The organism is Caldimonas thermodepolymerans, from assembly GCF_015476235.1.
In the GTDB taxonomy this organism is placed as follows: Bacteria; Pseudomonadota; Gammaproteobacteria; order Burkholderiales; family Burkholderiaceae_C; genus Caldimonas; species Caldimonas thermodepolymerans.
The window spans coordinates 2,432,791-2,457,448 of sequence record NZ_CP064338.1 but is presented as its reverse complement, the minus strand read 5'-3'; the positions used below and the strand labels follow the sequence as shown (position 1 = coordinate 2,457,448).

Below are 24,658 nucleotides of genomic sequence, written 5' to 3'. Positions count from 1 at the left end.
GGTTGACCGGCAATCCTACACTTGGCGTCCGATCAGGGAGAGACCAGGGTGAGGGAGGAGGCCGGATCGGGCCCGGCGGCCTGGGTCGTGTCGCTGGGCATCGTGCTCGGCGCAGCCCTGCAGCTGCAGGAGCGCGCGCTGTGGGCGGGGGTGGGCTATGCGCTGGCGGCGCTGGCGGCCGTCGCGCTGCTGGCCGTGCTCGCCTGGTGGCGGCCGCGGCGGCATGTGCCGGCGGCCCTGCTGGCCGCGCTGGCGCTCGGCTGGGGCGGGGCCGGCTGGCAGGCGCAGCAGCGGCTGGCCGAGCGGCTTGCTCCCGCGCTGGAAGGCGTCGACCTCGACGTGGTCGGCGTGGTCGCGGCCATGCCGCGCGTGCAGCCTTCGGGCATCCGCTTCCGCTTCGCAATCGAGTCGGCGCATGACACGCACGGCCCGGTCCCGGTGCCGCGCGAGGTGCTGCTCGGCTGGTACACCGGCTGGCGCGAAGGCGGCCCGGCGCAGGGGCGACCGCCGGTCGAGCTGAAGGCCGGGCAACGCTGGCAGCTGCGCGTGCGCCTGCGGCAGCCACACGGCAACCTCAACCCGCACGGCTTCGACTACGAGCTGTGGCTGTTCGAGCAGGGCATCGGCGCGACCGGCTACGTGCGCGACACCGGTGCGGCCCCACCGCGCTTGCTCGATGCCGCGGTGGGCCATCCGGTCGAGCGGTGGCGCCAGGCGGTGCGCGACGCGATCCACGCGCAGGTCGACGACGAGCGCGCCGCGGGCGTGCTGGCGGCGCTGGTCACCGGCGACCAGGCAGCGATCGACCGCGATGACTGGGAGGTGTTCCGCATCACCGGCGTCGCGCACCTGATGGCGATCAGCGGCCTGCACGTCACGATGTTCGCCTGGCTGGCCGCGGCCGTGCTGCGGCGGCTGTGGCGGTGCAGCGCCCGCCTGATGCTCGCGCTGCCGGCGCCGGTGGCCGCGCGCTGGGGCGGACTGGCGCTGGCAGCGGCCTATGCCGTGTTTGCCGGCTGGGGTGTACCGGCGCAGCGCACGGTGCTGATGCTGGGCGCGGTCACGCTGCTGGCGCAGGCGGGCCGCCAGTGGCCCTGGCCGGCGGTGCTGTGCGCGACCGCCGCGGTGGTCACGCTGTGCGATCCCTGGGCGCTGCTGCAGCCGGGCTTCTGGCTGTCCTTCGTGGCGGTGGCGCTGCTGATGGCCACCGATGCCGACCAGGTGGTCGCCGCGACCTGGCGCGTCGATGCCGGCGCCAGCCTGTGGCGGCGCCTGCGCGGGCAGGCGTGGGCCAGCGTGCGCGGCATGCTGCGCACCCAGCTGGTGGCCACCGTGGGACTGGCCCCGCTGACCATGGCCTTCTTCCACCAGGTCTCGCTGGTGGGGCTGCTCGCCAACCTGGTCGCGATCCCGCTGGTGACGCTGGCGATCACGCCGCTGGGCCTGCTCGGCGTGTTGGCGCCGCCGCTGTGGACCCTGGGCGCCGCCTGCGTCGAGGGATTGGGCGCGCTGCTGCAGGCCATGGCCGGCTGGCCGGCCGCGCTGTGGCTGACCGCAGCCGGTCCCGGCTGGGCGGTGGCGGCGGCCGTGGCCGGCGGGGTGCTGGTGGTGCTGCCCCTGCCGTGGCGCGTGCGCCTGCTGGCCCTGCCGCTGCTGCTGCCGCTGGCCTGGCCCGCGCCGCCGCGGCCGCCGGCGGGGAGCTTCGAGCTGCTGGCGGTGGACGTCGGGCAGGGCACCGCGGTGCTGGTGCGCACCGCCCGCCACACCCTGCTGTACGACGCCGGCCCGCAGTACTCGCCCGACAGCGATGCCGGCCAGCGGGTGCTGCTGCCCTTGCTGCGCGCGCTCGGGGAGCGGCGCATCGACCGGCTGGTGCTGTCGCACCGCGACGTCGACCATGTCGGCGGCGCCCGCGCGGTGCTGCAGGCCTACCCCGAGGCCCAGGTGACCAGCTCGCTGGAGGCGGGGCATCCGCTGCTGCAGGGCCGTGCGGATGCGGTGCACTGTGCGGCGTCGCCGTCGTGGACATGGGACGGCGTGCACTTCGAGATGCTGCATCCCGGCCCTGACGAGCACTCGCCGCCGCTCAAGCCCAACCAGGTCTCCTGCGTGCTGAAGGTCAGCGGCGGCGGCCACGCGGCGCTGCTGACCGGCGACATCGAGCGGCGCGAGGAAGCGCGCCTGGTGGTCGAACAGGCCGGGCGGCTGCGTGCCGACCTGCTGCTCGTGCCGCACCACGGCAGCAAGACCTCCAGCTCGGCGGGTTTCCTCGACGCGGTCGCGCCGCGCGTGGCGGTGATCCAGGCCGGCTACCGCAACCGCTTCGGGCATCCGGCCGCGCCGGTGCTGGCGCGCTATGCCGAGCGCGGCATCGAGGTCGTCGCAAGCCCGGCCTGCGGTGCCTACCGCTGGTTTGAGGGGGATGGGGTCTGCGAGCGTGACCTGCGGCGCCGATACTGGCACCATGGGGGCGTGAACCCCGCCTTGCAAGGAGGCAGCCAGCCGGTGGAGGCCCCATGACCCCGACCTACGACGAGATGCACGCCAGCAGCGCGGTGGTGCGGGAGCACTACCGGGTGTACGACCGGTGGCTGGCCAGGCAACCGCGGGACGTGATGCGCTCGCGGCGAGAGGAAGCCGAGGTGATCTTCCGGCGGGTGGGCATCACGTTTGCGGTGTACGGGGCGCAGGACGAGGACGGGGCGGGCACCGAGCGGCTGATCCCGTTCGACCTGATCCCGCGCATCATCCCGGCGCACGAGTGGCAGGTGCTCGAGCGCGGGCTGGCGCAGCGCGTGACGGCGCTCAACCGCTTCATCCACGACGTCTACCACGAGCAGGAGATCATCAAGGCCGGGGTGGTGCCGGCCGAGCAGGTGTGCGGCAACGGGCAGTTCCGCGCCGAGATGCTGGGGCTGGAGGTGCCCGGGGGCGTGTACGCGCACGTTGCCGGCATCGACATCGTGCGCGCGGCCAACGCGGACGGCAGCGGCACCTACTACGTGCTCGAGGACAACCTGCGGGTGCCCAGCGGGGTGAGCTACATGCTGGAGAACCGCAGGATGACCATGCGGCTGTTTCCGGAGCTGTTCAGCGAATACCGCGTCGCGCCGGTGGCGCATTACCCCGACCTGCTGCTGGAGTCGCTGCGGGCGGTGGCCCCGCCCAGCGTCAACGATCCCGTCGTGGTCGTGCTCACGCCGGGCATGTACAACTCCGCGTACTTCGAGCACGCGTTCCTGGCGCAGCAGATGGGCGTGGAGCTGGTGGAGGGGCAGGACCTGTTCGTCAAGGACCAGTTCATCTACATGCGCACCACCCAGGGGCCGAAGCGGGTGGACGTCATCTACCGGCGCGTGGACGACGACTTCCTCGACCCGCTGGCGTTCCGGGCCGACTCGGTGCTGGGCTGCGCGGGGCTGCTGTCGGTGTACCGGGCGGGCAACGTGACGCTGGCCAATGCCATCGGCACGGGCATCGCGGACGACAAGTCCATCTACCCGTACGTGCCGCAGATGATCGAGTTCTACCTGGGGGAGAGGCCGCTGCTCGACAACGTGCCCACCTGGGTGTGCCGGCGCGAGGAGGACCTGAAGTACGTGCTGGCGCACCTGCCGGAGCTGGTGGTCAAGGAGGTGCACGGGGCGGGCGGCTACGGGATGCTGGTGGGCCCGGCGGCGACGAAGGAAGAGATCGAGGCCTTCCGCGAGCGGCTTGTCGCGCAGCCGGGCAACTACATTGCGCAGCCGACGCTGTCGCTGTCGACCTGCCCGACCTTCGTGGAGTCCGGCATCGCGCCGCGGCACATAGACCTGCGGCCCTTCGTGCTGAGCGGGCGCACGGTGCAGATGGTGCCCGGGGGGCTGACGCGGGTGGCGCTCAAGGATGGGTCGCTGGTGGTCAACAGCAGCCAGGGCGGCGGGACGAAGGACACGTGGGTGCTCGAGGAGTGAAGAAGGAGGCCGGCCATGTTGTCACGCACCGCGGATCACCTGTTCTGGATGGCCCGGTACATGGAGCGTGCGGAGAACACCGCGCGCATGCTCGACGTGAACTACCAGATGAGCCTGCTGCCCCATTCGGCCGAGATGGCCGAGCAGGGCTGGCGCAGCCTGCTGGGCATCAGTGACCTGACCGAGGACTTCGCGCGCCGCTACCGGGGCTTCTCGGCGCGCGAGGTGATGGACTACATGGTGCGCGACGAGAGCAACCCGTCGAGCATCGCGAGCTGCCTGCGCGCGGCGCGCGAGAACGCCCGGGCGGTGCGCGGCGCCCTGACCACCGAGGTGTGGGAGACACAGAACCAGACCTGGCTGGAGTTCCACCGGCAGTTCGACGGCAACCGTTTCCTGCGCGACCCGGGCGAGTGCTTCGAATGGGTGAAGTTCCGCTCGCACCTGTCGCGCGGCGTGACGCTGGGCACCATGCTGCAGGACGAGGCCTTCCACTTCCTGCGCATCGGCACCTTCCTCGAGCGCGCCGACAACACCGCCCGCCTGCTGGACGTGAAGTTCCACGGCGTCAGCGACGAGTTCTTCGGCAGCACCGGCCCGCGCGAGAAGGACGTGGAGTTCGACTTCTACTACTGGTCCGCGGTGCTGCGCTCGGTCTCGGGCTTCGAGGTCTACCGCAAGGTCTACCGCACCGTGCTGCAGCCGGAGAAGGTGGCCGAGCTGCTGATCCTGCGCCCGGACATGCCGCGCTCGCTGATGGCCTGCGTCAACGAGGTGGTGCACAACCTCGCGGCGGTGGCCAACGAGCAGTCCGGCGAGACCCAGCGGCGCGCCGGGCGCCTGCAGGCGGACCTCAAGTACGGCCGCATCGACGAGATCCTCGCCACCGGCCTGCACGCGTTCCTGACGCAGTTCCTCGACCGCGTCAACGACCTGGGCACGGGCATCAGCCGCGACTTCCTGGTCCCGGTGGCCGCCTGAACCTCAGCGTGCGCTCGAGACCGCGCGCGAGCCGTACAGTGCCTCGACCGCGCGGCCCAGGTCGATGACCGCCATCGCATAGTAGCTGGACCAGTTGTAGCGCGTGATCGCGTAGAAGTTGCCGGTGCCGGCGGCGTAGCTCGGCGCGGCACCGCCGTTCTGCAGCTCGACCAGCGCCAGCAGGCCGCCGTAGCCTCGCCCCTCTTCCGACAGGCTCGCACCGCGCGCGGCGAACTCCTCGGCGGTGAAGCTCGGCACGATGTCCGGCTGCAGCAGGTAGGCGCGGTCGGCGGTGTCGACCGGGGCGGCGACCTCGAAGTGGGTCGGCTCGCCGCGCTGCCAGCCGTGTTCGGCAAGGTAATGGGCCACGCTGCCGATCACGTCGGCCGGGCTGCGGTGCAGGTCGACGCGGCCGTCGCCGTCGAAGTCCACCGCGTACCGGTTCCAGCTGCTGGGCATGAACTGCGGCATGCCCATCGCGCCGGCGTACGAGCCGCGCAGCTCCAGGGGGTCGTGCCCCTCGCTGTGGCACAGCAGCAGGAACTGCTCCAGCTCGGCGCGGAAGAAGGCGCTGCGGTCGCTGCGCCCGCTGGGGAAGTCGAAGCCCAGCGTGGCCAGCGCGTCGAGCACGCGGAAGCTGCCCATGTGCCGGCCGTACAGCGTCTCGACCCCGACGATGCCGACCACGATCTCCGGCGGCACCCCGTACATCTCCTCGGCCTGCGCCAGCCACTTCGCGTGGGCCTTGCGGAACTCGAGGCCGGCGCGCAGGCGGCGCGGTTCGACGAAGCGGGCACGGTAGGCGGCCCAGTTCTTCGCGGTGCCGGCCGGCGGCGGCATGATCAGCCGCGCCACCGACGGCAGGTAGCGCGCCTGCGCCAGCGTGCGGCGCACCCAGCCGGGATCGAGGTTCTGGCGTTGCGCGACCTCCAGCGCGAAGGCCATCACGTCGTCGCGTTCGCCGTAGACGAAGCTGTCGGGTGGTTCGGTCGCCTGGGCCAGGACGGTGCCGGGCATGGCCGTCCCGACCAGCAGGCCGGCGCCCAGGATGCACAGGCGCCGGCGGAAGGAATCAAGGGTGTGGGGCATGTCGAAGCTCGAGGACGGCGCGGCGCAGCTCGCGCGCCAGTGAGCGCGCCAGTGTAGAGGAGCGGGGCGTTGCCCCCGCGGCCGGTGCGTAACGCAGCGCTTCCATGCGCGACAGCAGCTCGGCGACGCGGGCGGCCTGCTCGCCCCAGCGCGCGCGTGCCTGCGCGGCCAGCGTGCGCGGCGGCACGTGCGGTCCGCTGGGCAGGCCGGCGGCGGCCAGCTGCGCCTGCATGCGCCGGTAGGCCTGCACCCACGGGTCCTGCCGGTGGCGTTCCCACCAGGCCCAGGCGGCGCCCGCGGACGCCGCCGCGGCGACCAGGCCGAGCAGCAGCACCACCAGGTCCTGCCAGCCGGGCGCGTCGAAGCCGAGGTGGCGCAGCAGCTCGAACTGCGTGCCGCGCGAGTAGTTCAGCACCCACTGGTTCCAGGCGTTGTTGACCGCGTCCCAGTGGTTGCGCAGCCGCCGCCACAGTTCGGGATTGACCGTGCTCAGCGTCGCGGCGACCACCCCCGTGGCCGGCCCCAGGTCGAGCGCCATGCGGATGCGCTCGGGCGCGACGGCGCCGGTCGGGTCGGCGCGCACCCAGCCGGCGCCGGGCTGCCAGTACTCGGCCCAGGCGTGGGCATAGGCGTGGCGCACCAGGTGGTAGCCGTCGACCGGGTTGTACTCGGCGCCCTGGTAGCCGGTGACGATGCGCGCCGGCACCCCCATCGCGCGCATCACGACGACGAAGGCGGCGGCGAAGTGCTCGCAGAAGCCCTGCTTGCGGTCCAGCCAGAACTCGTCGATGGCATGGCGGCCCTGCTCGTCGCCGTAGCGGCCGGGCGCCAGCGTGTAGGCGTAGCCCTGGGTGCGGATGTGGGCGAACACCGCCTGCGCCAGCCGGCGGGCATCGGCATCGGGGAGCTGTTGCCGCAGGGCCTGCGCCCAGGCCAGCGTGCGCGGGTTGTAGCCCTCGGGCAGCTGCAGGTAGTCGCGCAGCCCGGCCGTCCAGGCCACCGGCCCGTGGCGGAAGCCGGTGTAGGCCGTGGCCTCGAGGCGCTGCCGTTCGCGCAGCGGCTGGCCGGTGACCCATTCCAGGTCCTCGCGCATGCGCGGGAGGATCTCGCCGAGCCTGGGGACCTCCGGCGTGACCTCGAGCAGCGGCAGCGAGGCGATGCGGGTCGGCTCGATGGTCAGCGAGTAGCGGAAGGCCTGCGTGCCGAGCTGCAGGTTGCCGTCGGCGCGCTGGCTGCGCGGCCAGCCGCGGTAGGGCAGGGGGCGCCAGTGCCGCCCGTCGAACTCGGCGAGCACCGGCCCGCGGAAGTACAGCGCCTGCGGCGGCGGGGCGGGGCCGTCGAACTTGACCCGCATCGCGATGCTGTCGTCCAGCGCCAGCTCGGCCACCGAGCCCATCTCCATCATGTTCGACAGCCCGGTGCGCCCGGCGTGCGCGTCGGTCGGCAAGCCCCACAGCGGCGCGAAGCGCGGGAACAGCACGAACAGCGCGACCATCACCGGCGCACCGAACAGGCACAGGCGTGCAGACAGCGCGGCGGCCTTGGCCAGCGAGGGTTGCCCGACCGGCATCTGCGAGACCACCAGCGCGGTCAGCAGGCCCCACACGGCCAGCACCATCGCCAGCGCCAGCGGCAGTGACTGGGAATAGAGGAAGTTGGTCAGCACCAGGAAGAAGCCGAGGAAGAACACCACGAAGGCATCGCGCCGCGCGCGCAGCTCCAGCGTCTTGAGCGCCATCAGCACCACCACCAGCGTCACGCCGGCTTCCTTGCCGAACAGCGTGCGGTGCGTGACCAAGGTGGCGGCCACCGCGGCCAGCAGCAGCGCCCCCAGCACCCAGCGCCCGGGCAGCGGCGCGCCGGTCAGGGCCAGCCGGGCGCGCCAGAGCAGCACCACTGCGGCGAGTGCGGTGCACCACCAGGGCAGGTGAGCGGCGTGCGGCGCGATGACCCAGGCGATCACGCCGAGCAGGAACAGCGTGTCGCGCGTCTCGCGCGGCAGGTGTCGCCAGGCCGCCAGGCGCGGCGTCGTGCCGGTACGGGAGGCAAGGGCGGTCGTCATCGGTACAGGGCCAGTTGTTCCAGGCAACGGCGCTTGTGCGCCTCGCCGTGGTCGGGCAGCAGCTCCGGCACGCCGGGCAGGCGCAGGCCGTAGCGCAGGCCTGCCTGCTCGGCCGCCAGCACCCAGGCGGCCAGGCGCGACAGGCGCTGCTCGGCACCCTGGGCGCCGGTGTGAAGATAGTCCAGCCACAGCTCGCGGAGCGCCGCGCCACCGGTCTCGCGGCTGACCAGCTCGCCGGTCTTGGCCACCTTCTTCCACACCACGTGCTTGAGCGGGTCGCCGCGCCGGTACGCGCGCACGCCGTCGGTCTCGCCGCCTTCGCCCTGGCGCAGCGGCTGCCCCTGGCCCGGGTGCGGCAGCGGTGCCGGCAGCGGCGGGGGGAAGCTCTCGGGGGCCGGGTAGACCAGCAGCCGCGAGGCCGGGCGCCACAGCGTCCAGACGCGGAAGATCCCGAGCGGGAAGCGCGTCTCGGCGGTCAGCATCGGCACTGCATGCCAGCCGCGCCGTTGCGGCTGGAAGCTCACGTGCGCGACCGCCTGCGCCTGCGCCGGCACGTCGGTCCAGGCCCAGCCCGGCGGGGGGGCCTCGCCCGGCTCGGGCAGGACACGCAGGCCGATGCCGTAGCGCTCGCGGCGTGCCTCGTTGGTCAGCGCGACCTCCAGCAGCGCAGCCTGGTCGGCGAACACCGCCGCCGGCGGCTTCAGGTGCAGCGTCAGCCCGCGCAGCGTGCTGTGGGTGACGTACATGCCGGCCACCCCGGCGCCGGCCAGCAGGAAGGTCAGCAGGTAGCCCAGGTTGAGCTGGTAGTTGATCGAGGCGACCAGCAGCACCACCAGCGTGGCTGCGAACAGCAGGCCCGGCCGGGTCGGCAGGATGTAGACGTTGTGCTGCGTCAGCACCAGCGTGTCGCTGGCCGGCAGGCGCTGGTGCCACCAGGCGCGCAGGCGCTGGTGCAACCGGCCGGCCGGGCGGCGGCGCGCGCCGGGGCGTGCGGCGGCTGCGGCGGTGCTCACGGCAGCGGCACCGCCTCGACCATCGCCCGCACCTGCTCGACCCGGCCGCGCCCGCTGCCGGCCACCGGCACCAGGCGGTGCGCGATGGTCTGCGGCAGCACGGCCTGGATGTCGTCGGGCGCCACGTAGTCGCGCCGCGCGATGAAGGCGCGCGCCTTGGCCGCGCGCAGCACCGCGATGCCGGCGCGCGGGCTGAGCCCCTCGACGAACCACTGGCCGGAGCGGGTCGCGGCGATCAGGTCCTGCAGGTAGTCGAGCAGCGGGTCGGCGGCATGCACCTGGCGCACCGCCTGCTGCATGGTCATCAGCTCGGCCGGCGACATCACGGCCGGCAGCTGGTGCACCGCGGCGCGGCGGTCCTGGCCGGCCAGCAGCTCGCGCTCGGAGGCCCGGTCCGGGTAGCCGAGCGTGATGCACATCAGGAAGCGGTCCAGCTGCGACTCGGGCAGGGCGTAGGTGCCGAGCTGGTCGGCCGGGTTCTGGGTGGCGATCACGAAGAACGGCTGCGGCAGCGGCCGGGTCTCGCCCTCGACGCTGACCTGGTGTTCCTCCATCGCCTCCAGCAGCGCGCTCTGCGTCTTGGGGCCGGCGCGGTTGATCTCGTCGGCCAGCAGCACCTGCGAGAAGATCGGCCCCGGGTGGAACACGAAGGATTCCTGGCCGCGCTCGTAGACGCTCACCCCGACCAGGTCCGAGGGCATCAGGTCGGCGGTGAACTGCACGCGCGAGAAGCGCAGGCCCAGCGACACTGCCAGTGCATGGGCCAGGGTGGTCTTGCCCACGCCCGGCACGTCCTCGATCAGCAGGTGGCCGCCGGCCAGCAGGCAGGCCACGCAGTCCTCGACCTGGGTGCGCTTGCCGACGATGATCGTGTTAATCTGATCCAGCAGCCGTTGCAGCTGTGCATGAAGCATGTGGGTATCCGGGTGGCTCATGGCCGAGCACATTACCCGAATTCCGCGCCACGACACGGGGACAAAATCACATGGCCACCGGCTACTACAGCCATCCTGATTGCCGCCGCCACGACATGGGCGCCGGTCATCCTGAATGCCCTGAGCGCCTGGACGTCATCGAGGACTACCTGCTGGCCACCGGCATCGAGCTCGGGCTGGAAAAACGCGAGGCACCGCTGGCCGGGCTGCGCGACCTGGAGCTGGCCCACAGCGCCGCCTACGTGGCCACGATGAAGGACCTGATGGAGCAGGTGGCGCAAAGCGGCGAGCGCCGCACCATCGACATGGACACGGTGGTGTGCCCGCACACCTGGCAGGCGGCGCTGCGCGCCGCCGGGGCCGCGGTGGCAGCCACCGACGCGGTGATCGACCGCGAGATCGAGAATGCCTTCTGCGCCGTGCGCCCACCCGGGCACCATGCGACGCGCTCGCAGGCGATGGGCTTCTGCTTCTTCAACAACGTCGCGGTGGCTGCGCGCCACGCGCTCAACGTGCGCCGGCTCAAGCGCGTGGCCATCGTCGACTTCGACGTGCACCACGGCAACGGCACCGAGGACATCTTCGCCGGCGACGAGCGGGTGCTGATGGTCAGCTTCTTCCAGCACCCGCTGTACCCGTTCAGCGGCACCGAGGCGCCGGCCGACAACATGGTCAACCTGCCGGTGCCGGCCTACACCCGCGGCATGGAAATCCGCGAGCTGGTCGAGGCGCTGTGGATCCCGCGGCTGGAGCGTTTCAAGCCCGAGATGATCTTCATCTCTGCGGGCTTCGACGCGCACCGAGAGGACGACCTGGGCCAGCTCGGGCTGGTCGAGGCCGACTACGAGTGGATCACGCGCCGGGTGAAGGACGTGGCCGAGCGCCACGCCAAGGGGCGCATCGTCTCCTGCCTGGAGGGCGGCTACCACCTCGACGCGCTGGCGCGCAGCGTGGCCGCGCACGTGCGCGTGCTGGCCGACGTCTAGGGCGCGTGCTCTCGCGCCACGAAAAAGCCGCCCCGAGGGGCGGCTTGCTTCATGGCCAGGCCAGGGGCGCTCAGGCGGTCGCGACCGGAATCTTGCCGATGCGGGCCTGCCATTCGCGCGGGCCGGTGACGTGGGCGGAGGTGCCGCCCGCGTCCACCGCGACGGTGACCGGCATGTCCTTGACCTCGAACTCGTAGATCGCCTCCATGCCCAGGTCCTCGAAGCCGACCACGCGGGCCGACTTGATCGCCTTGGAGACCAGGTAGGCGGCGCCGCCGACGGCCATCAGGTAGGCGCTCTTGTGCTTCTTGATCGCCTCGATCGCCACCGGGCCGCGCTCGGCCTTGCCGATCATCGCGATCAGGCCGGTCTGGCTCAGCATCATCTCGGTGAACTTGTCCATGCGGGTGGCGGTCGTCGGGCCGGCCGGGCCGACCACCTCGTCGCGTACCGGATCGACCGGGCCGACGTAGTAGATCACGCGGTTGGTGAAGTCCACCGGCAGCTTCTCGCCCTTGGCCAGCATGTCCTGGATGCGCTTGTGGGCGGCGTCGCGGCCGGTCAGCATCTTGCCCGACAGCAGCAGCGTCTCGCCCGGCTTCCAGCTGGCGACTTCCTCCTTCGTCAGCGTGTCGAGGTTGACGCGGCGGCTCTTGTTGTAGTCCGGCGCCCAGCTGACGTCGGGCCACAGGTCCAGGCTCGGCGGCTCCAGATACGCCGGGCCGGAGCCGTCGAGCACGAAGTGCGCGTGGCGGGTGGCCGCGCAGTTCGGGATCATGGCCACCGGCTTGGACGCGGCGTGCGTCGGGTACATCTTGATCTTGACGTCCAGCACCGTGGTCAGGCCGCCCAGGCCCTGCGCGCCGATGCCCAGCGCGTTGACCTTCTCGTACAGCTCCAGGCGCAGTTCTTCCAGCTTGTTCTGCGGGCCGCGCTGCTGGAGCTCGTACATGTCGATGTCTTCCATCAGCGCTTCCTTGGCCAGCAGCATGGCCTTCTCGGCCGTGCCGCCGATGCCGATGCCCAGCATCCCGGGCGGGCACCAGCCCGCGCCCATGGTCGGCACGGTCTTGAGCACCCAGTCGACCAGGTTGTCGCTCGGGTTCATCATCACGAACTTGGACTTGTTCTCCGAGCCGCCGCCCTTGGCCGCGACGATCACGTCGACCTTGTCGCCCGGCACCACCTCCATGTGGATCACCGCGGGCGTGTTGTCCCTGGTGTTCTTGCGCTCGAACTGCGGGTCGGCCAGGACCGAGGCGCGCAGCTTGTTGTCCGGGTTCAGGTAGCCGCGGCGCACGCCTTCGTTGATCGCGTCGGCGATCGAGCCGGAGAAGCCTTCCCAGCGCACGTCCATGCCGATCTTCAGGAACACGTTGACGATGCCGGTGTCCTGGCAGATCGGGCGCTTGCCTTCGGCGCACATCTTCGAGTTCGTCAGGATCTGCGCGATGGCATCCTTGGCCGCCGGCGATTCCTCGCGCTCGTAGGCGCGCGCCAGGTGCTGGATGTAGTCGGCCGGGTGGTAGTAGCTGATGTACTGCAGGGCCGCAGCGACGCTTTCGACGAGGTCGTCGTACTTGATCGTGGTGGTCATGGTCTTGAAGTGCGGTGGGTTGCGGGGGCGGCTGCGATTATCTCAGCCGCAGCGCCCGCCGCATGGCAGCGGGGGCGCTGCGCGGGCCTGGCGCCTCAGTCGTGCGCCGGCGGGGCCAGCAGCCGGTCGGTCAGCGCGATCGCCAGCGCCGAGAGCAGGAACACGACGTGGATCAGGGTCTGCCACTGCAGCACCTTCAGCTCGTAGTTGCCGGCGTTGATGAAGGTCTTGAGCAGGTGGATCGACGAGATGCCGATGATCGCGGTGGCCAGCTTGACCTTCAGCACCGAGGCGTTGACGTGGCTGAGCCATTCCGGCTGGTCGGGGTGGCCTTCCAGCCGCATGCGCGAGACGAAGGTCTCGTAGCCGCCGACGATCACCATGATCAACAGGTTGGAGATCATCACCACGTCGATCAGCGCCAGCACGACCAGCATGATGATGGTCTCGTTGAGCTGGGTCACCGGCGCGTCGCTGCGGTAGCCGATGCCGCGCACCAGCTGGTCCAGCGCATGCTGGTTGCCGAACGCGGCCTCGATCAGGTGCACCAGTTCCACCCAGAAATGGAAGACGTAGACGCATTGCGCCACGATCAGGCCGAGATACAGCGGCAACTGCAGCCAACGGCTGGCAAAAATCAGGTTCGGCAACGGACGCAACCGGGCAGTACGCGGATCGGGAATCGGGGTCATCGGGAGGGGACTGCGAAACGGACTCAGGGATAGTCCGGATGCTGCGGATTTTATTGTCAGAATATCGCTCTCCCCGGAGGCCGGTCATTTGAGGCAGAGTAAGGCGTTTGTAAGAGCATCGCCTTATGGTGCGGCGCGATTTCCGGGCCAGTTTCGTCGAACTATCCACATATAAAAGGAGACGCTCATGTCGACCAGTGAGCAGGCAAACCAGCTCTACGTGCCGTCCGACGCGACGGTGAAGGCAGCTCATGTATCCGGCATGGAGGCCTATCGCAAGCTCTGCGAGGAGGCCGAGGCCGATTACGAAGGCTACTGGGCCCGACTGGCCAAGGAATTCGTGACCTGGAAGCAGCCCTTCACCAAGGTCCTCAACGACAGCAACGCACCGTTCTTCAAGTGGTTCGAGGACGGCCTCCTCAACGTCTCGTACAACTGCCTGGACCGCAACGTCGAGCAGGGCCGCGGCGACAAGGTCGCGATCATCTTCGAAAGCGACGACGGCCAGGTGACCCGCGTCACCTACCGCGAGCTGCTCGAGAAGACCTGCCGCATGGCCAACGGGCTGCGCGAGCTGGGCGTCAAGAAGGGCGACCGCGTCGTCATCTACATGCCGATGTCGGTCGAGGGCGTGGTCGCGATGCAGGCCTGCGCGCGCATCGGCGCGACGCACTCGGTGGTGTTCGGCGGGTTCTCGGCGCAGTCGCTGCGCGACCGCATCCAGGACGCCGGCGCGGTGCTGGTCATCACGGCCGACGAGCAGATGCGTGGCGGCAAGCAGCTGCCGCTGAAGGCCATCGTTGACGAGGCCCTGGGCATGGGCGGCTGCGACACCGTGCGCAACGTGCTGGTGTACCGCCGCACCGGCGGCAACATCGCCTGGAACGCGCGTGACGTCTGGCTGCACGAGGTGCTTGCCAAGCAGGCGACCACCTGCGAGCCCGAGTGGGTCGATGCCGAGCACCCGCTGTTCCTGCTCTACACCTCCGGCTCGACCGGCAAGCCCAAGGGCGTGCAGCACTCCAGCGGCGGCTACCTGCTGCAGGCGGCGCTGAGCACCAAGTGGACCTTCGACCTCAAGCCCGAGGATGTGTTCTGGTGCACGGCCGACATCGGCTGGGTCACCGGCCACACCTACATCGCCTACGGACCGCTGGCCAACGGCGCGACGCAGATCGTCTTCGAGGGCGTGCCGACCTGGCCGGATGCCGGCCGCTTCTGGAAGATGATCCAGCAGCACAAGGTCACGATCTTCTACACCGCGCCGACCGCGATCCGCTCGCTGATCAAGGCGGCCGAGGCCAACCCGGCGACCCATCCGCGCAACTACGACCTGTCGTCGCTGCGCATCCTCGGCTCGGTGGGCGAGCCGATCAACCCGGCGGCCTGGGAGTGGTACTACCGGAACGTCGGCGGCAGCCGCTGCCCGATCGTGGACACCTGGTGGCAGACCGAGACCGGTGCGCACATGATCACCCCGCTGCCCGGCGCCACCCCGCTGGTGCCCGGCTCCTGCACGCTGCCATTCCCGGGCATCATGGCCGCGGTGGTTGACGAGACCGGTGCCGACGTGCCGAACGGGCAGGGTGGCGTGCTGGTGATCAAGAAGCCGTGGCCCAGCATGATCCGCACGATCTGGGGCGACCCGGAGCGCTTCAAGAAGAGCTACTACCCGGCCGACTTCCAGGGCCGCTACTACCTCGCCGGCGACGGCGCGGTGCGCGACGCCAACACCGGCTACTTCACGATCACCGGCCGCATCGACGACGTGCTGAACGTCTCGGGGCACCGCATGGGCACGATGGAGATCGAGTCCGCGCTGGTGTCCTGCACCGAGCTGGTCGCCGAAGCCGCGGTGGTGGGCCGTCCGGACGAAACCACCGGCGAGGCGATCTGCGCCTTCGTGGTGCTCAAGCGTCCGCGCCCGACCGGCGAGGAGGCGAAGAAGATCGCCGATGAACTGCGCGCCTGGGTCGCGAAGGAGATCGGCCCGATCGCCAAGCCCAAGGACATCCGCTTCGGCGACAACCTGCCCAAGACCCGCTCGGGCAAGATCATGCGTCGCCTGCTGCGCTCGATCGCCCGCGGCGAGCAGATCACCCAGGACACCTCCACGCTGGAGAACCCCGCGATCCTCGAGCAGTTGGCCCAGTCCAACTGATCAAGGGAGCCGCGAGGCCCCGGGGCGCAGCCCCGATCGCGGGGGACGGGGTTCGCTCACGTCGCGCCAGCGATGTGAGCGAACACCAGAACCCGGCCCGCGGGGCAGCGCTGTGCCTGGTCCAACCGATCCACGCGGCCCGCGAGGCCCCGGGGCGCAGCCCCGATCGCGGGGGACGGGGTTCGCTCACGTCGCGCCAGCGATGTGAGCGAACACCAGAACCCGGCCCGCGGGGCAGCGCTGTGCGTGGTCCGACCGATCCACGCGACCCCCGAGGCCCCGGGGCGCGGCCCCGGTCGCGGGGACGGGGTTCGCTCATGTCGCTTCAGCGATGTGAGCGAACACCAGAACCCGGCCCCGGGGGCGTCATCACCCAGTCCCGCTGATCCAGTCGGCCCGCAAGGGCCGTCGGCACATCCGGCGGCGGTGGGGCGTTGCGCATCGCTTCGAGCGCAGGCCGCCCCGGATTTCGAGCGTTCGGACGCCTGCGAACCTCCCTCCGCTGCCCGCGGCTCCCGCGGCCCCCCGACGACGCCCGCCATCCCGGGGCCATTCGCCCATTGCCGCCAATCCGCGGTACCCTCACCGGTTTTCCCGCCGGCCCCGCCATGTCCCGTTCCTTCTCCGCCTTCCTGGCCGAAAGCCGCGCCCTCGTGCGGCTGGCCACCCCGATCGTGCTGTCGCAGGTCGCCTACGTGCTCATGGGCCTGACCGACACGGTCATGTCGGGACACGCCGGCGCGGCGGAGCAGGCCATCGTCGGGCTGGGCGTGGCGCTGTGGATGCCGGTGTTCATCGGCCTGATGAGCGTGGTGCAGGCGGTCAGCCCGGTGGTCGCGCATCACTACGGCGCGGGCGACCGGGCCGGCATCGTGGCCGACACGCGCGAAGGCGTGTGGCTGGCCGCCTTCGGCAGCCTGCTGCCGTTCGCGTTGCTGCCGCTGGTGCAGCCGCTGCTGCTGGCGGCCGGCATCGAGCCGCCGATCGCGGCGGGGACGGCGTGGTACCTCTGGGGCGTGGCGCTGGGGATGCCGGCGGCGCTGGTGTTCCGCGCGATCGGGTTCTATTCGGCCAGCATCAACCACCCCCGGCCGCTGATGGTGCTGGCCTTCGTCGGGCTGGTGGTCAACACCTTCCTCAACTGGGTGCTGATCTACGGCCACCTCGGCATGCCGGCGATGGGGGGCGCGGGCTGTGGCTGGGCCACCGGCATCAGCATGTGGGTGGGGCTGGTCGGCCTCGTGATCTGGACCGCGCGCGGGCGCATCTACAAGCCGTACTACCTGTGGGACGGCTGGTCCTGGCCGACCTGGCGCGGCCAGAAGCAGCTGCTGCGCATCGGGCTGCCGATGGGCGGCGCCGGGCTCGCCGAGGTGGCGGCGTTCTCCGGCATCGCGGTGCTGGTGGGCCGGTTCGGGGCGGTGCAGATCGCCGCGCACCAGGTGGCGCTGAACTTTTCGGCGCTGATCTTCATGCTGCCGATGGGGCTGTCCTCGGCGCTGTCGATCCGCGTCGGCCACCGGCTCGGGGCGGGCGATCCGCGCGGGGCCCGCTTCGTCGCATGGACCGGCATCGGCCTGGGCCTGCTGATCGCGGCCACCGCGATCGGCCCCATCGTCGCCGGTCGTCACCTGATCACCGAGCTGTACAGCAACGACACGGCGGTGCGCCAGCTGGCCGCCACGCTGCTGCTGTTCGCGGCCCTGTGGCAGTTCTTCGACGCCACCCAGGTCTGCGCGATCGGCGCGCTGCGCGGCTACAAGGTCACCTTCGTGCCGATGCTGATGATGCTGGTGGCGTTCTGGGGCGTCGGGATCCCGCTGGGCGCCTGGCTGGGCTACGTCGGCCTGCCGGGCGGCGAGCCGCTGCAGGTCTACGGGTTCTGGATCGGCCTGGTGGTCGGGCTGGTGCTGGTGTCCGTCGCGTTCAGCCTGACGCTGCGCGTGGTCTCGCGCACCGCGATCGAGGAGGGGCGCGGCAGCGCCGTGCCGCAGGGGAGCGCCCGCGTGCATCCCGGCGCGAGCGGGGCGTAGCCGGCCGCGGCGCATATAGACTGCCGGCCTGGCCCAGCCACCACGATGCCGCGATGCCTGCCCCGAGCGCCCTGATCGACTTCATCGATCCGCACGGATCGGGGACGCGCACGCGCCTGGCGTTCGGCACGCCGGAGCAGGCCTGGACGGCACGCACCGCCGCCGAGGTGCCCGCGGTGCTGGAGGCGGCGCAGCAGGCCGCGGCGGCGGGCCGCTGGTGCGTGGGCTTCGTGGCCTACGAGGCGGCGCCTGCGTTCGATGCGGCGTTCGAGGTGCATCCGTCCTGCGGCCCGCTGGCCTGGTTCGCCGCGTTCGACGACGCCGCGCCCTGGCCGGACGGCCTGGCGCCCGCGTACCCGCCACTGCAGTGGGAGGCGTCGATCGGTCGGGCCGGGTTCGATGCCGCGCTGGCCCGCATCCACCAGGCCATCGCCGACGGCGAGGTCTACCAGGTCAACTACACCGCAGCGGTGCGCAGTCCCCATGCCGGGGCAGCGCTGGAGCTGTTCCGCGCGCTGCACCGCACCCAGCCCGAGGGCTATGCGGCGTTCCTCGACACGGGCGAGCTGCAGGTGCTGTCGGTCTCGCCGGAACTGTTCTTCGACTGGCGCGACGGCCGCCTGCTGTGCCGCCCGATGAAGGGCACGGCGCTGCGCGGCGCCACGCCCGAGGAAGACCGGGCGCGCGCCGAGGCACTGCGCACGACCGAGAAGGAGCGCGCCGAGAACCTGATGATCGTGGACCTGATCCGCAACGACCTCTCGCGCATCGCGCGGCCGTTCTCGGTGCGGGTGCCGCGGCTGTTCCACACGCAGGCGCTGCCGACGGTGTGGCAGATGACCTCCGACGTGATGGCCGAGACCCGCCCGGGCACGACGCTGCGCGACGTCTTCGCGGCGCTGTTTCCCTGCGGGTCGGTGACCGGTGCGCCCAAGGTGCGGGCGATGCACTGGATCCGCGCACTGGAGCGCGCGCCGCGCGGCGTCTACTGCGGCGCGGTCGGCGTGCTGCGCCCGGACGGCTCGGCCACCTTCAACGTGCCGATCCGCACCGTGGTGCTGCAGGACGGCCAGGCGCAGTGCGGCATCGGCAGCGGCATCACGGCCGACGCGGGCACGGACGGCGAGTGGGCCGAGTGGGGCGGCAAGCGCCGCTTCCTCGAACTGGCGCGCCAGCCGTTCCGGCTGGTCGAGACGCTGCGGCTGGAGGACGGCCGCTTCCGCGCCGAGGCGCTGCACCTGCAGCGCATGGCCGCTGCCGCGGTGCATTTCGGTTACCCCTGGGACGAGGCGCGCGTGCGCGGCGCCCTGCAGGCGCTGGCGGCCGCGCATCCGCAGGGGCCGTGGCGCGTGCGCCTGCTGCTCGATGCGGCCGGAGCGGCGCAGGCCGAGGCACATCCGATGGCGGCCGCTGTCCCCGGGCGGGTGACGGTGCAGCTGGCGCGCGAGCCGGTGCGGGCGGCGCTGCCGGACTTCCTGCGCTACAAGACCACGCGGCGCGAGCACTACGAGGTGCATGCACCGGACGACCCGGCGGTGTTCGACACGCTGCTGTGGAATGCCGAGGGCGAAGTGACGGAATTCACGCGCGGCAACGTCGCGGTGCGGCTGGACGGCCGATGGGTCACGCCGCCGCTGCGTTGCGGCCTGCTGGGTGGCGTGGCGCGCGCCGAGGCGCTGCGCGACGGGCGCCTGGCCGAGGCGGTGGTGCGCGTCGAGGACCTGGCGCGGGCCGAGGGGTTGGCCTTCCTGAGCAGCCTGCGCGGCTGGATTCCCGCGATGCTGCGCCGGCACTGAAAAGACGAAGCCCGCAAGGGCCGGGGCCGTTGCGGGCTGGCAAGCAGGCGCACGAGGCGCTCAGCTCACTTCTGCGTGAGGATCCACTGCACCAGGGTCTTGGCTTCGGCTTCGCTGACCTGCGGGTTGGCCGGCATCGGGGCCTGGCCCCACACGCCCGAGCCGCCCTTGATCACCTTCTGGGCCAGCTTGTCCACGGCATCCTTCTGGCCCGCGTACTTGGCGGCAATTTCCTTGAAGGAGGGGCCGACCACGCGCTTGTCGACGTTGTGGCAGATCAGGCAGTTCTTCTGCTGGGCGAGCTGCTGGTTCGCCAGCGCGGGGCCCGCGGCGAGCGCACCGAGGGCGGCAGCGAGAGCGAGGGCGTGTTTCATCATGTCCTTTCGGTGAACGTGGGGAATCAGCTACATTCTGCGCGTGCATTCTACGCGCCGGGGCGTGGCCGCAGCCGTGCAGAGGGTGCAGCAAAGTTGCAGGAGAAACGCAGCATGTGGTTCGTCGTGATCGGGGTGTTCCTGATCCTGCTCAAGCTCGCCGAGCTCGGGCCGGTCGGGGAATGGTCTTGGCTCGGGGTGCTCTGGCCGTTCCCGTGCGCGATGGTCTGGTGGTGGTGGGCGGACAAGACCGGCTACACCAAACGCAAGCAGATGGAGAAGATGGAAGAGCGCAAGCAGGAGCGCCGCCGCAAGAACATCGTCGCGCTGGGCCTGCAGGAGCGCAAGCGCCGCTGAGGCCGCGCAGGCTCCGACCATGAAAAAAGGCGGCCGCGCGGGCCGCCTTTTGCATGCCGGGGCGCGCCACCCCGTGCACGTTCACTCGAACTTGTCGAGCACCGCACCGCAGCTCGCGCTGGAGGCGTTCTTCGCGAACTTGGCCAGCACGCCGCGGGTGTAGCGCGGCGCAGGCGGCGTCCAGGCCGCACGGCGGCGGGCGATCTCCTCGTCGCTGACGTTGAGCTGCAGCAGCAGCTGGTGGGCGTCGATGGTGATCGAGTCGCCTTCTTCCACCAGCGCGATCGTGCCACCCTCGGCCGCTTCCGGTGCGACGTGGCCGACCACCATGCCCCAGGTGCCGCCCGAGAAGCGCCCGTCGGTGATCAGGCCCACGCTCTCGCCCAGGCCCGCGCCGATCAGCGCGCCGGTGGGCGCCAGCATCTCCGGCATGCCCGGGCCGCCCTTCGGGCCCAGGTAGCGCAGCACCATCACGTCGCCCGGCTTGATCTTGCCGTCCAGGATGGCCTGCAGCGCCGACTGCTCGTCGTTGAACACGCGCGCCGGGCCGGTGATGACCGGGTTCTTCAGGCCGGTGATCTTCGCGACCGCGCCCTCGGGCGACAGGTTGCCCTTCAGGATCGCCAGGTGGCCTTCCTTGTACAGCGGCTTGTCGATCGGGCGGATCACGTCCTGGTCCACCGGCGGCTGGTCGGGCACGTCGGCCAGCGTCTCGGCGATGGTCTTGCCGGTGATCGTGATGCAGTCACCGTGCAGCAGGCCGGCGTTGAGCAGGATCTTCATGACCTGCGGGATGCCGCCGGCGCGGTGCAGGTCCACGGCCAGGTACTTGCCGCTGGGCTTGAGGTCGCAGATCACCGGCACGCGCTTGCGGATGCGCTCGAAGTCGTCGATGGTCCAGTCCACGCCCGCCGCGTGCGCGATGGCCAGGAAGTGCAGCACCGCGTTGGTCGAGCCGCCGGTGGCCATGATGACGGAGACGGCGTTCTCGATCGCCTTCTTGGTGACGATGTCGCGCGGCTTGAGGTCCTTCTTGATCGCCTCCAGCAGCACCTTGGCCGATTCGCGGGCCGAGTTCTGCTTCTCGTCGTGCGGATTGGCCATCGTCGAGGAATAGGGCAGGCTCATGCCCAGGGCCTCGAAGGCGCTGGACATGGTGTTGGCGGTGTACATGCCGCCGCACGAGCCGGTGCCGGGGATGGCGTGCTGCTCGATCTCCTTGAGTTCCTCGTCGCTGATCTTGCCGGCGGCGTTCTGGCCCACCGCCTCGAAGACGCTGACGATGTTCAGGTCCTGGCCGCGCCACTTGCCCGGCAGGATGGTGCCGCCGTAGACGTAGATGGCCGGCACGTTGGCGCGCAGGATGCCCATCATGCCGCCCGGCATGTTCTTGTCGCAGCCGCCGACCACCAGCACGCCGTCCATCCACTGGCCCTGCACGCAGGTCTCGATGCAGTCGGCGATCACCTCGCGGCTGACCAGCGAGTACTTCATGCCCTCGGTGCCCATCGCCATGCCGTCGGAGATGGTGGGGGTGCCGAACACCTGGGCGTTGCCGCCCGCTTCCTGGATGCCGGCCACCGCCGCGTCGACCAGCTTCTGCAGGCCGGCGTTGCAGGGCGTGATGGTGCTGTGACCGTTGGCCACGCCGACCATCGGCTTGCTGAAGTCGTCTTCCTTGTAGCCCAGCGCGTAGAACATCGAACGGTTGGAAGCGCGCGACTTCCCTTCGGTGATGTTGGCGCTGCGGCGGTTGATCCGGATCGTCTTGGTGTCCATCGTCTGCTCGCTTGCTCTTCGGGAGGTGGAAGATCGTGGGAATGGGCGATTGTCGCGCCGCTCTCTCATTCCTTCCAATGTTATTTCGAGCGCTTGTTGATATGCTGGACGAATGAGTGAGGACAGCATCGACCTGCGCGTCTGGCGCCAGTTCCTGGCCGTGGCCGAGGAGCTGCACTTCGGCCGCGCCGCGCAGCGCCTGGCGATGACCCAGCCGCCGCTGACGCAGGCCATCGCCCGGCTGGAACGCACGCTGGGGGTGCGGCTGTTCGACCGCACGCGCCGCCGCGTCGCGCTCACGCCGGCCGGCGAGGCGCTGGTGCCGGAGGTGCGCGCGCTGCTGGCCCAGGCCCAGGCGCTGCCGGCGCGCGCCCGCGCGGCCGCGGCCGGCGAGGTGGGGCGGGTGCGGCTGGCGTTCGTCTCGACTGCCGGCTTCGAGCAGGTGCCTGCCTGGGTGCGGGCGTTCCGCGCGCACAGCCCGGGCGTGGCGCTGGAGCTGGTGGAAGCCACCGGCGACGTGCAGCTGGGCGCCTTCGCGCGCAGCGAGATCGACGCCGGCCTGATGCTGCACACGCCCGGCTCGGCGCCGGCCGGGCTGGCGCGCCTGCCGGTGGCGACCGAGCCGATGGTGCTGGCACTGCCGGCGCGGCATCCGCTCGCGCAGGCGCCGCGGCCGGCGCTCGCGCAGGTGCTCGCCGAGCCGCTGGTGATCTTCCCGCGCCGCATCGTGCCCTCGCTGTACGACGCGGTGATGGCGCTGTACGCGCAGGCCGGCTGCGCGGCGCAGGTCGCGCAGGAGGCGATCCAGATGCAGACCATCGTCAACCTGGTGGCCGGCGGCATCGGCGTGGCCTGGGTGCCCGAGAGCGTGACCCAGTTCCGCCGCGCCGGGGTGGTGTACCGCTCGGGCCGGGAGCTGCGCGGCGCCGGCCGCCACGGCACGGTGCTGCCGGTGTGCGAGACCAGCCTGGTCTGGCCGGCCGGACCCACCTCGCCGGCGCTGGCGCGCTTCGTCGGCTTCGTGCGCGAGCTGGTGGGCGGCTGAGGGCTCAGCGCCTGCCCTGCCGCGGGCACAATGGGCGCCTATGCTGACCTACCCCCAGATCGATCCCGTGGCCCTGCAGCTGGGCCCGGTGGCCATCCACTGGTACGGCCTGACCTACCTCGTCGCCTTCGGGCTGTTCTACTTCCTCGCCACGCGCCGGCTCCGGCACGAGCCGTACCGCTCGCTCACCGGGGCGGCAGCCTGGTCGCGCAAGGACGTCGAGGACATGCTGTTCATCGGCATCATGGGCGTGATCGTGGGCGGGCGCCTCGGCTACTGCCTGTTCTACAAGCCGGGCTACTACCTGGGCCACCCGCTGGAGATCTTCATGGTCTGGCGCGGCGGCATGAGCTTCCATGGCGGGCTGCTCGGCGTGATCGCCGCGATGGCATGGTTCGCGCGCTCGCGCGGCAAGCCGTTCTGGCAGGTGATGGACTTCGTCGCGCCCTGCGTGCCGACGGGGCTGGCGGCCGGGCGCATCGGCAACTTCATCAACGGCGAGCTGTGGGGGCGCTTCGCCAGTCCCGAACTGCCCTGGGCGATGGTGTTCCCGCACAGCGGCTCGATGCAGCCGCGCCATCCGTCGCAGCTCTACCAGTTCCTGCTCGAGGGGCTGCTGCTGTTCGTGCTGCTGTGGCTGTACGCACGCAGGCCGCGCGCCACGGGCCAGGTCTCGGGGGCCTTTCTGGTCGGCTACGGCGTGTTCCGCTTCATCGCCGAGTACTTCCGCGAGCCCGACAGCTTCCTCGGCCTGCTTGCACTGAACATGAGCATGGGGCAATGGTTGTGCGTGCCCATGATCGTCGCTGGTGCACTGATCTGGAGCCTGGCCACCCGGCGCGCCCGGGCCTGAGGCAAAAAAAGCGGCCTTTGCGCCGTGAAGCGCAAAGGCCCGCGAAGGGGCAGACGCCCTGAGGAGACAAGGAGCAAACCGCCGGGTGGCGTGCGCTGTACCTTACGCAAGCGGCGTGCCAGCCCCGGGGGTTCTCATGCGGCCAGGGCCGCGGCGGCCTGGCCGTGGCGGGTGTAGAGGAAATCCAGCACCTGCTTGCGGCAGGCGATGTAGCGCGGGTCCTCGGCCAGCGCGACGCGGTCGCGCGGGCGCGGCAGGTCCACGCGCAGGATCTCGCCGATCGTGGCCGCCGGGCCGTTGGTCATCATCACGATGCGGTCCGACAGCAGCACCGCCTCGTCCACGTCGTGCGTGACCATCACCACGGTGCTGCGCGTCGCGGCGACGATCTTCAGCAGCTCGTCCTGCAGGTGGGCGCGCGTCAGCGCATCGAGCGCGCCGAAGGGTTCGTCCATCAGCAGCACCTTGGGTTCCATCGCAAGCGCGCGGGCAATGCCCACGCGCTGCTTCATGCCCCCCGAGACCTCGTGCGGCCGCTTGGCCATCGCGTGCCCCATGCCGACCAGCTGCAGCGCCGCCTCGGTGCGCGCGCGCAGCTGGGCGCGGGTCTCGCGACGCCCGAACACGCGCTCGACCGCGAGGTAAACGTTCTCGTAGCAGGTCAGCCACGGCAGCAGCGAGTGGTTCTGGAACACCACCGCGCGTTCCGGCCCGGGGGCGTCGATCTCGCGGTTGTCGCACAGCAGCACGCCCGAGGTGGGCTTCAGCAGCCCGGCGATCAGGTTGAGCAGCGTGGACTTGCCGCAGCCCGAGTGGCCGATCAGCGCGACGAACTCGCCCTGCTCGATGCCGAGGTGGATGTCGCGCAGCGCGTGGAAGCGTCCCTTGCGCGTGTGGAACACCATCCCGGCGTCCTGCACGTCGATGAAATGCCGGCTCATGTCGTTGCTCC

General features: G+C 71.0%; 19 protein-coding genes. 10 read left to right on the top strand and 9 right to left on the bottom strand.

The window, feature by feature from the left end:
* Nucleotides 1–48 precede the first annotated feature (48 nt).
* Genes IS481_RS11485 through IS481_RS11475 form a run of 3 tightly spaced genes read left to right on the top strand, consistent with a single transcriptional unit; the run spans nt 49 to nt 4,934 of the window.
* The gene (locus IS481_RS11485; RefSeq protein ID WP_104358523.1) at nt 49–2,520 is read left to right on the top strand and encodes a DNA internalization-related competence protein ComEC/Rec2; all 2,472 of its coding nucleotides are present in this window, start codon (nt 49–51) and stop codon (nt 2,518–2,520) included.
* Nucleotides 2,517–3,953 (top strand): circularly permuted type 2 ATP-grasp protein, encoded by a 1,437-nt coding sequence (locus IS481_RS11480; protein ID WP_194963297.1) that lies wholly within the window; start codon nt 2,517–2,519, stop codon nt 3,951–3,953. The genes IS481_RS11485 and IS481_RS11480 overlap by 4 nt, the downstream gene beginning before the upstream one ends.
* 15 nt (nt 3,954–3,968) lie before the next feature.
* The gene (locus tag IS481_RS11475) at nt 3,969–4,934 is read left to right on the top strand and encodes an alpha-E domain-containing protein (RefSeq protein WP_194963296.1); all 966 of its coding nucleotides are present in this window, start codon (nt 3,969–3,971) and stop codon (nt 4,932–4,934) included.
* A 3-nt stretch (nt 4,935–4,937) separates the two neighbouring features.
* Here the strand turns inward: IS481_RS11475 and mltB are convergent, their stop codons facing one another.
* Genes mltB through IS481_RS11455 form a run of 4 tightly spaced genes read right to left on the bottom strand, consistent with a single transcriptional unit; the run spans nt 4,938 to nt 10,012 of the window.
* On the bottom strand, nt 4,938–6,023 hold the full coding sequence (gene mltB, locus IS481_RS11470) for a lytic murein transglycosylase B (RefSeq protein ID WP_419186868.1): 1,086 nt from the start codon (nt 6,021–6,023) through the stop codon (nt 4,938–4,940).
* Entirely contained in the window at nt 6,007–8,085 is a 2,079-nt protein-coding gene (locus IS481_RS11465) for a transglutaminase TgpA family protein (RefSeq protein ID WP_104358656.1), read from the bottom strand. The genes mltB and IS481_RS11465 overlap by 17 nt, the downstream gene beginning before the upstream one ends.
* Nucleotides 8,082–9,098 (bottom strand): DUF58 domain-containing protein, encoded by a 1,017-nt coding sequence (locus tag IS481_RS11460; protein ID WP_104358655.1) that lies wholly within the window; start codon nt 9,096–9,098, stop codon nt 8,082–8,084. Before IS481_RS11460 ends, IS481_RS11465 begins: the two co-directional genes overlap by 4 nt.
* Nucleotides 9,095–10,012 carry an AAA family ATPase gene (locus tag IS481_RS11455; RefSeq protein WP_104358654.1) on the bottom strand — a complete coding sequence of 306 codons (918 nt, stop codon included), beginning with the start codon at nt 10,010–10,012 and terminating at the stop codon, nt 9,095–9,097. Before IS481_RS11455 ends, IS481_RS11460 begins: the two co-directional genes overlap by 4 nt.
* Before the next feature lie 71 nt (nt 10,013–10,083).
* Here IS481_RS11455 and IS481_RS11450 point away from each other — a divergent pair, with 71 nt between their 5' ends.
* The gene (locus IS481_RS11450; protein WP_104358653.1) at nt 10,084–11,019 is read left to right on the top strand and encodes a histone deacetylase family protein; all 936 of its coding nucleotides are present in this window, start codon (nt 10,084–10,086) and stop codon (nt 11,017–11,019) included.
* Nucleotides 11,020–11,089: 70 nt separating this feature from the next.
* On the opposite strand, the gene IS481_RS11445 is transcribed toward IS481_RS11450, so the two are convergent.
* Complete coding sequence (locus IS481_RS11445; protein WP_104358652.1) at nt 11,090–12,616, bottom strand: fumarate hydratase; 1,527 nt, start codon at nt 12,614–12,616, stop codon at nt 11,090–11,092.
* Nucleotides 12,617–12,711: 95 nt separating this feature from the next.
* Nucleotides 12,712–13,308 carry a YqhA family protein gene (locus tag IS481_RS11440; RefSeq protein WP_104358651.1) on the bottom strand — a complete coding sequence of 199 codons (597 nt, stop codon included), beginning with the start codon at nt 13,306–13,308 and terminating at the stop codon, nt 12,712–12,714.
* A gap of 187 nt (nt 13,309–13,495) precedes the next feature.
* Here IS481_RS11440 and acs point away from each other — a divergent pair, with 187 nt between their 5' ends.
* From acs to pabB, 3 genes are all read left to right on the top strand, one after another.
* Entirely contained in the window at nt 13,496–15,469 is a 1,974-nt protein-coding gene (gene acs, locus IS481_RS11435) for an acetate--CoA ligase (RefSeq protein WP_104358650.1), read from the top strand.
* Between the two features lie 608 nt (nt 15,470–16,077).
* Nucleotides 16,078–17,502 carry an MATE family efflux transporter gene (locus tag IS481_RS11430; protein ID WP_104358649.1) on the top strand — a complete coding sequence of 475 codons (1,425 nt, stop codon included), beginning with the start codon at nt 16,078–16,080 and terminating at the stop codon, nt 17,500–17,502.
* 53 nt (nt 17,503–17,555) lie between these two features.
* Entirely contained in the window at nt 17,556–19,298 is a 1,743-nt protein-coding gene (pabB, locus tag IS481_RS11425; protein ID WP_104358648.1) for an aminodeoxychorismate synthase component I, read from the top strand.
* 65 nt (nt 19,299–19,363) lie between these two features.
* Here the strand turns inward: pabB and IS481_RS11420 are convergent, their stop codons facing one another.
* Nucleotides 19,364–19,672, bottom strand: coding sequence for a c-type cytochrome (locus IS481_RS11420; RefSeq protein ID WP_104358660.1), 309 nt, complete (start codon nt 19,670–19,672; stop codon nt 19,364–19,366).
* Nucleotides 19,673–19,786: 114 nt separating this feature from the next.
* On the opposite strand from IS481_RS11420, the gene IS481_RS11415 reads away from it, so the two are divergent.
* Nucleotides 19,787–20,029, top strand: coding sequence for a TIGR04438 family Trp-rich protein (locus tag IS481_RS11415; protein WP_104358647.1), 243 nt, complete (start codon nt 19,787–19,789; stop codon nt 20,027–20,029).
* A gap of 81 nt (nt 20,030–20,110) precedes the next feature.
* On the opposite strand, the gene ilvD is transcribed toward IS481_RS11415, so the two are convergent.
* Nucleotides 20,111–21,808, bottom strand: coding sequence for a dihydroxy-acid dehydratase (ilvD, locus tag IS481_RS11410; RefSeq protein ID WP_104358646.1), 1,698 nt, complete (start codon nt 21,806–21,808; stop codon nt 20,111–20,113).
* A gap of 112 nt (nt 21,809–21,920) precedes the next feature.
* Here ilvD and IS481_RS11405 point away from each other — a divergent pair, with 112 nt between their 5' ends.
* Nucleotides 21,921–22,853: a LysR family transcriptional regulator gene (locus tag IS481_RS11405; RefSeq protein WP_104358645.1), complete on the top strand. Its 933-nt coding sequence runs from the start codon at nt 21,921–21,923 to the stop codon at nt 22,851–22,853.
* Between the two features lie 40 nt (nt 22,854–22,893).
* Complete coding sequence (gene lgt, locus IS481_RS11400) at nt 22,894–23,706, top strand: prolipoprotein diacylglyceryl transferase (protein WP_104358644.1); 813 nt, start codon at nt 22,894–22,896, stop codon at nt 23,704–23,706.
* 134 nt (nt 23,707–23,840) lie between these two features.
* Here lgt and IS481_RS11395 read toward each other — a convergent pair whose 3' ends face one another.
* Nucleotides 23,841–24,647, bottom strand: coding sequence for an ABC transporter ATP-binding protein (locus IS481_RS11395; RefSeq protein WP_104358643.1), 807 nt, complete (start codon nt 24,645–24,647; stop codon nt 23,841–23,843).
* Nucleotides 24,648–24,658 lie beyond the last annotated feature (11 nt).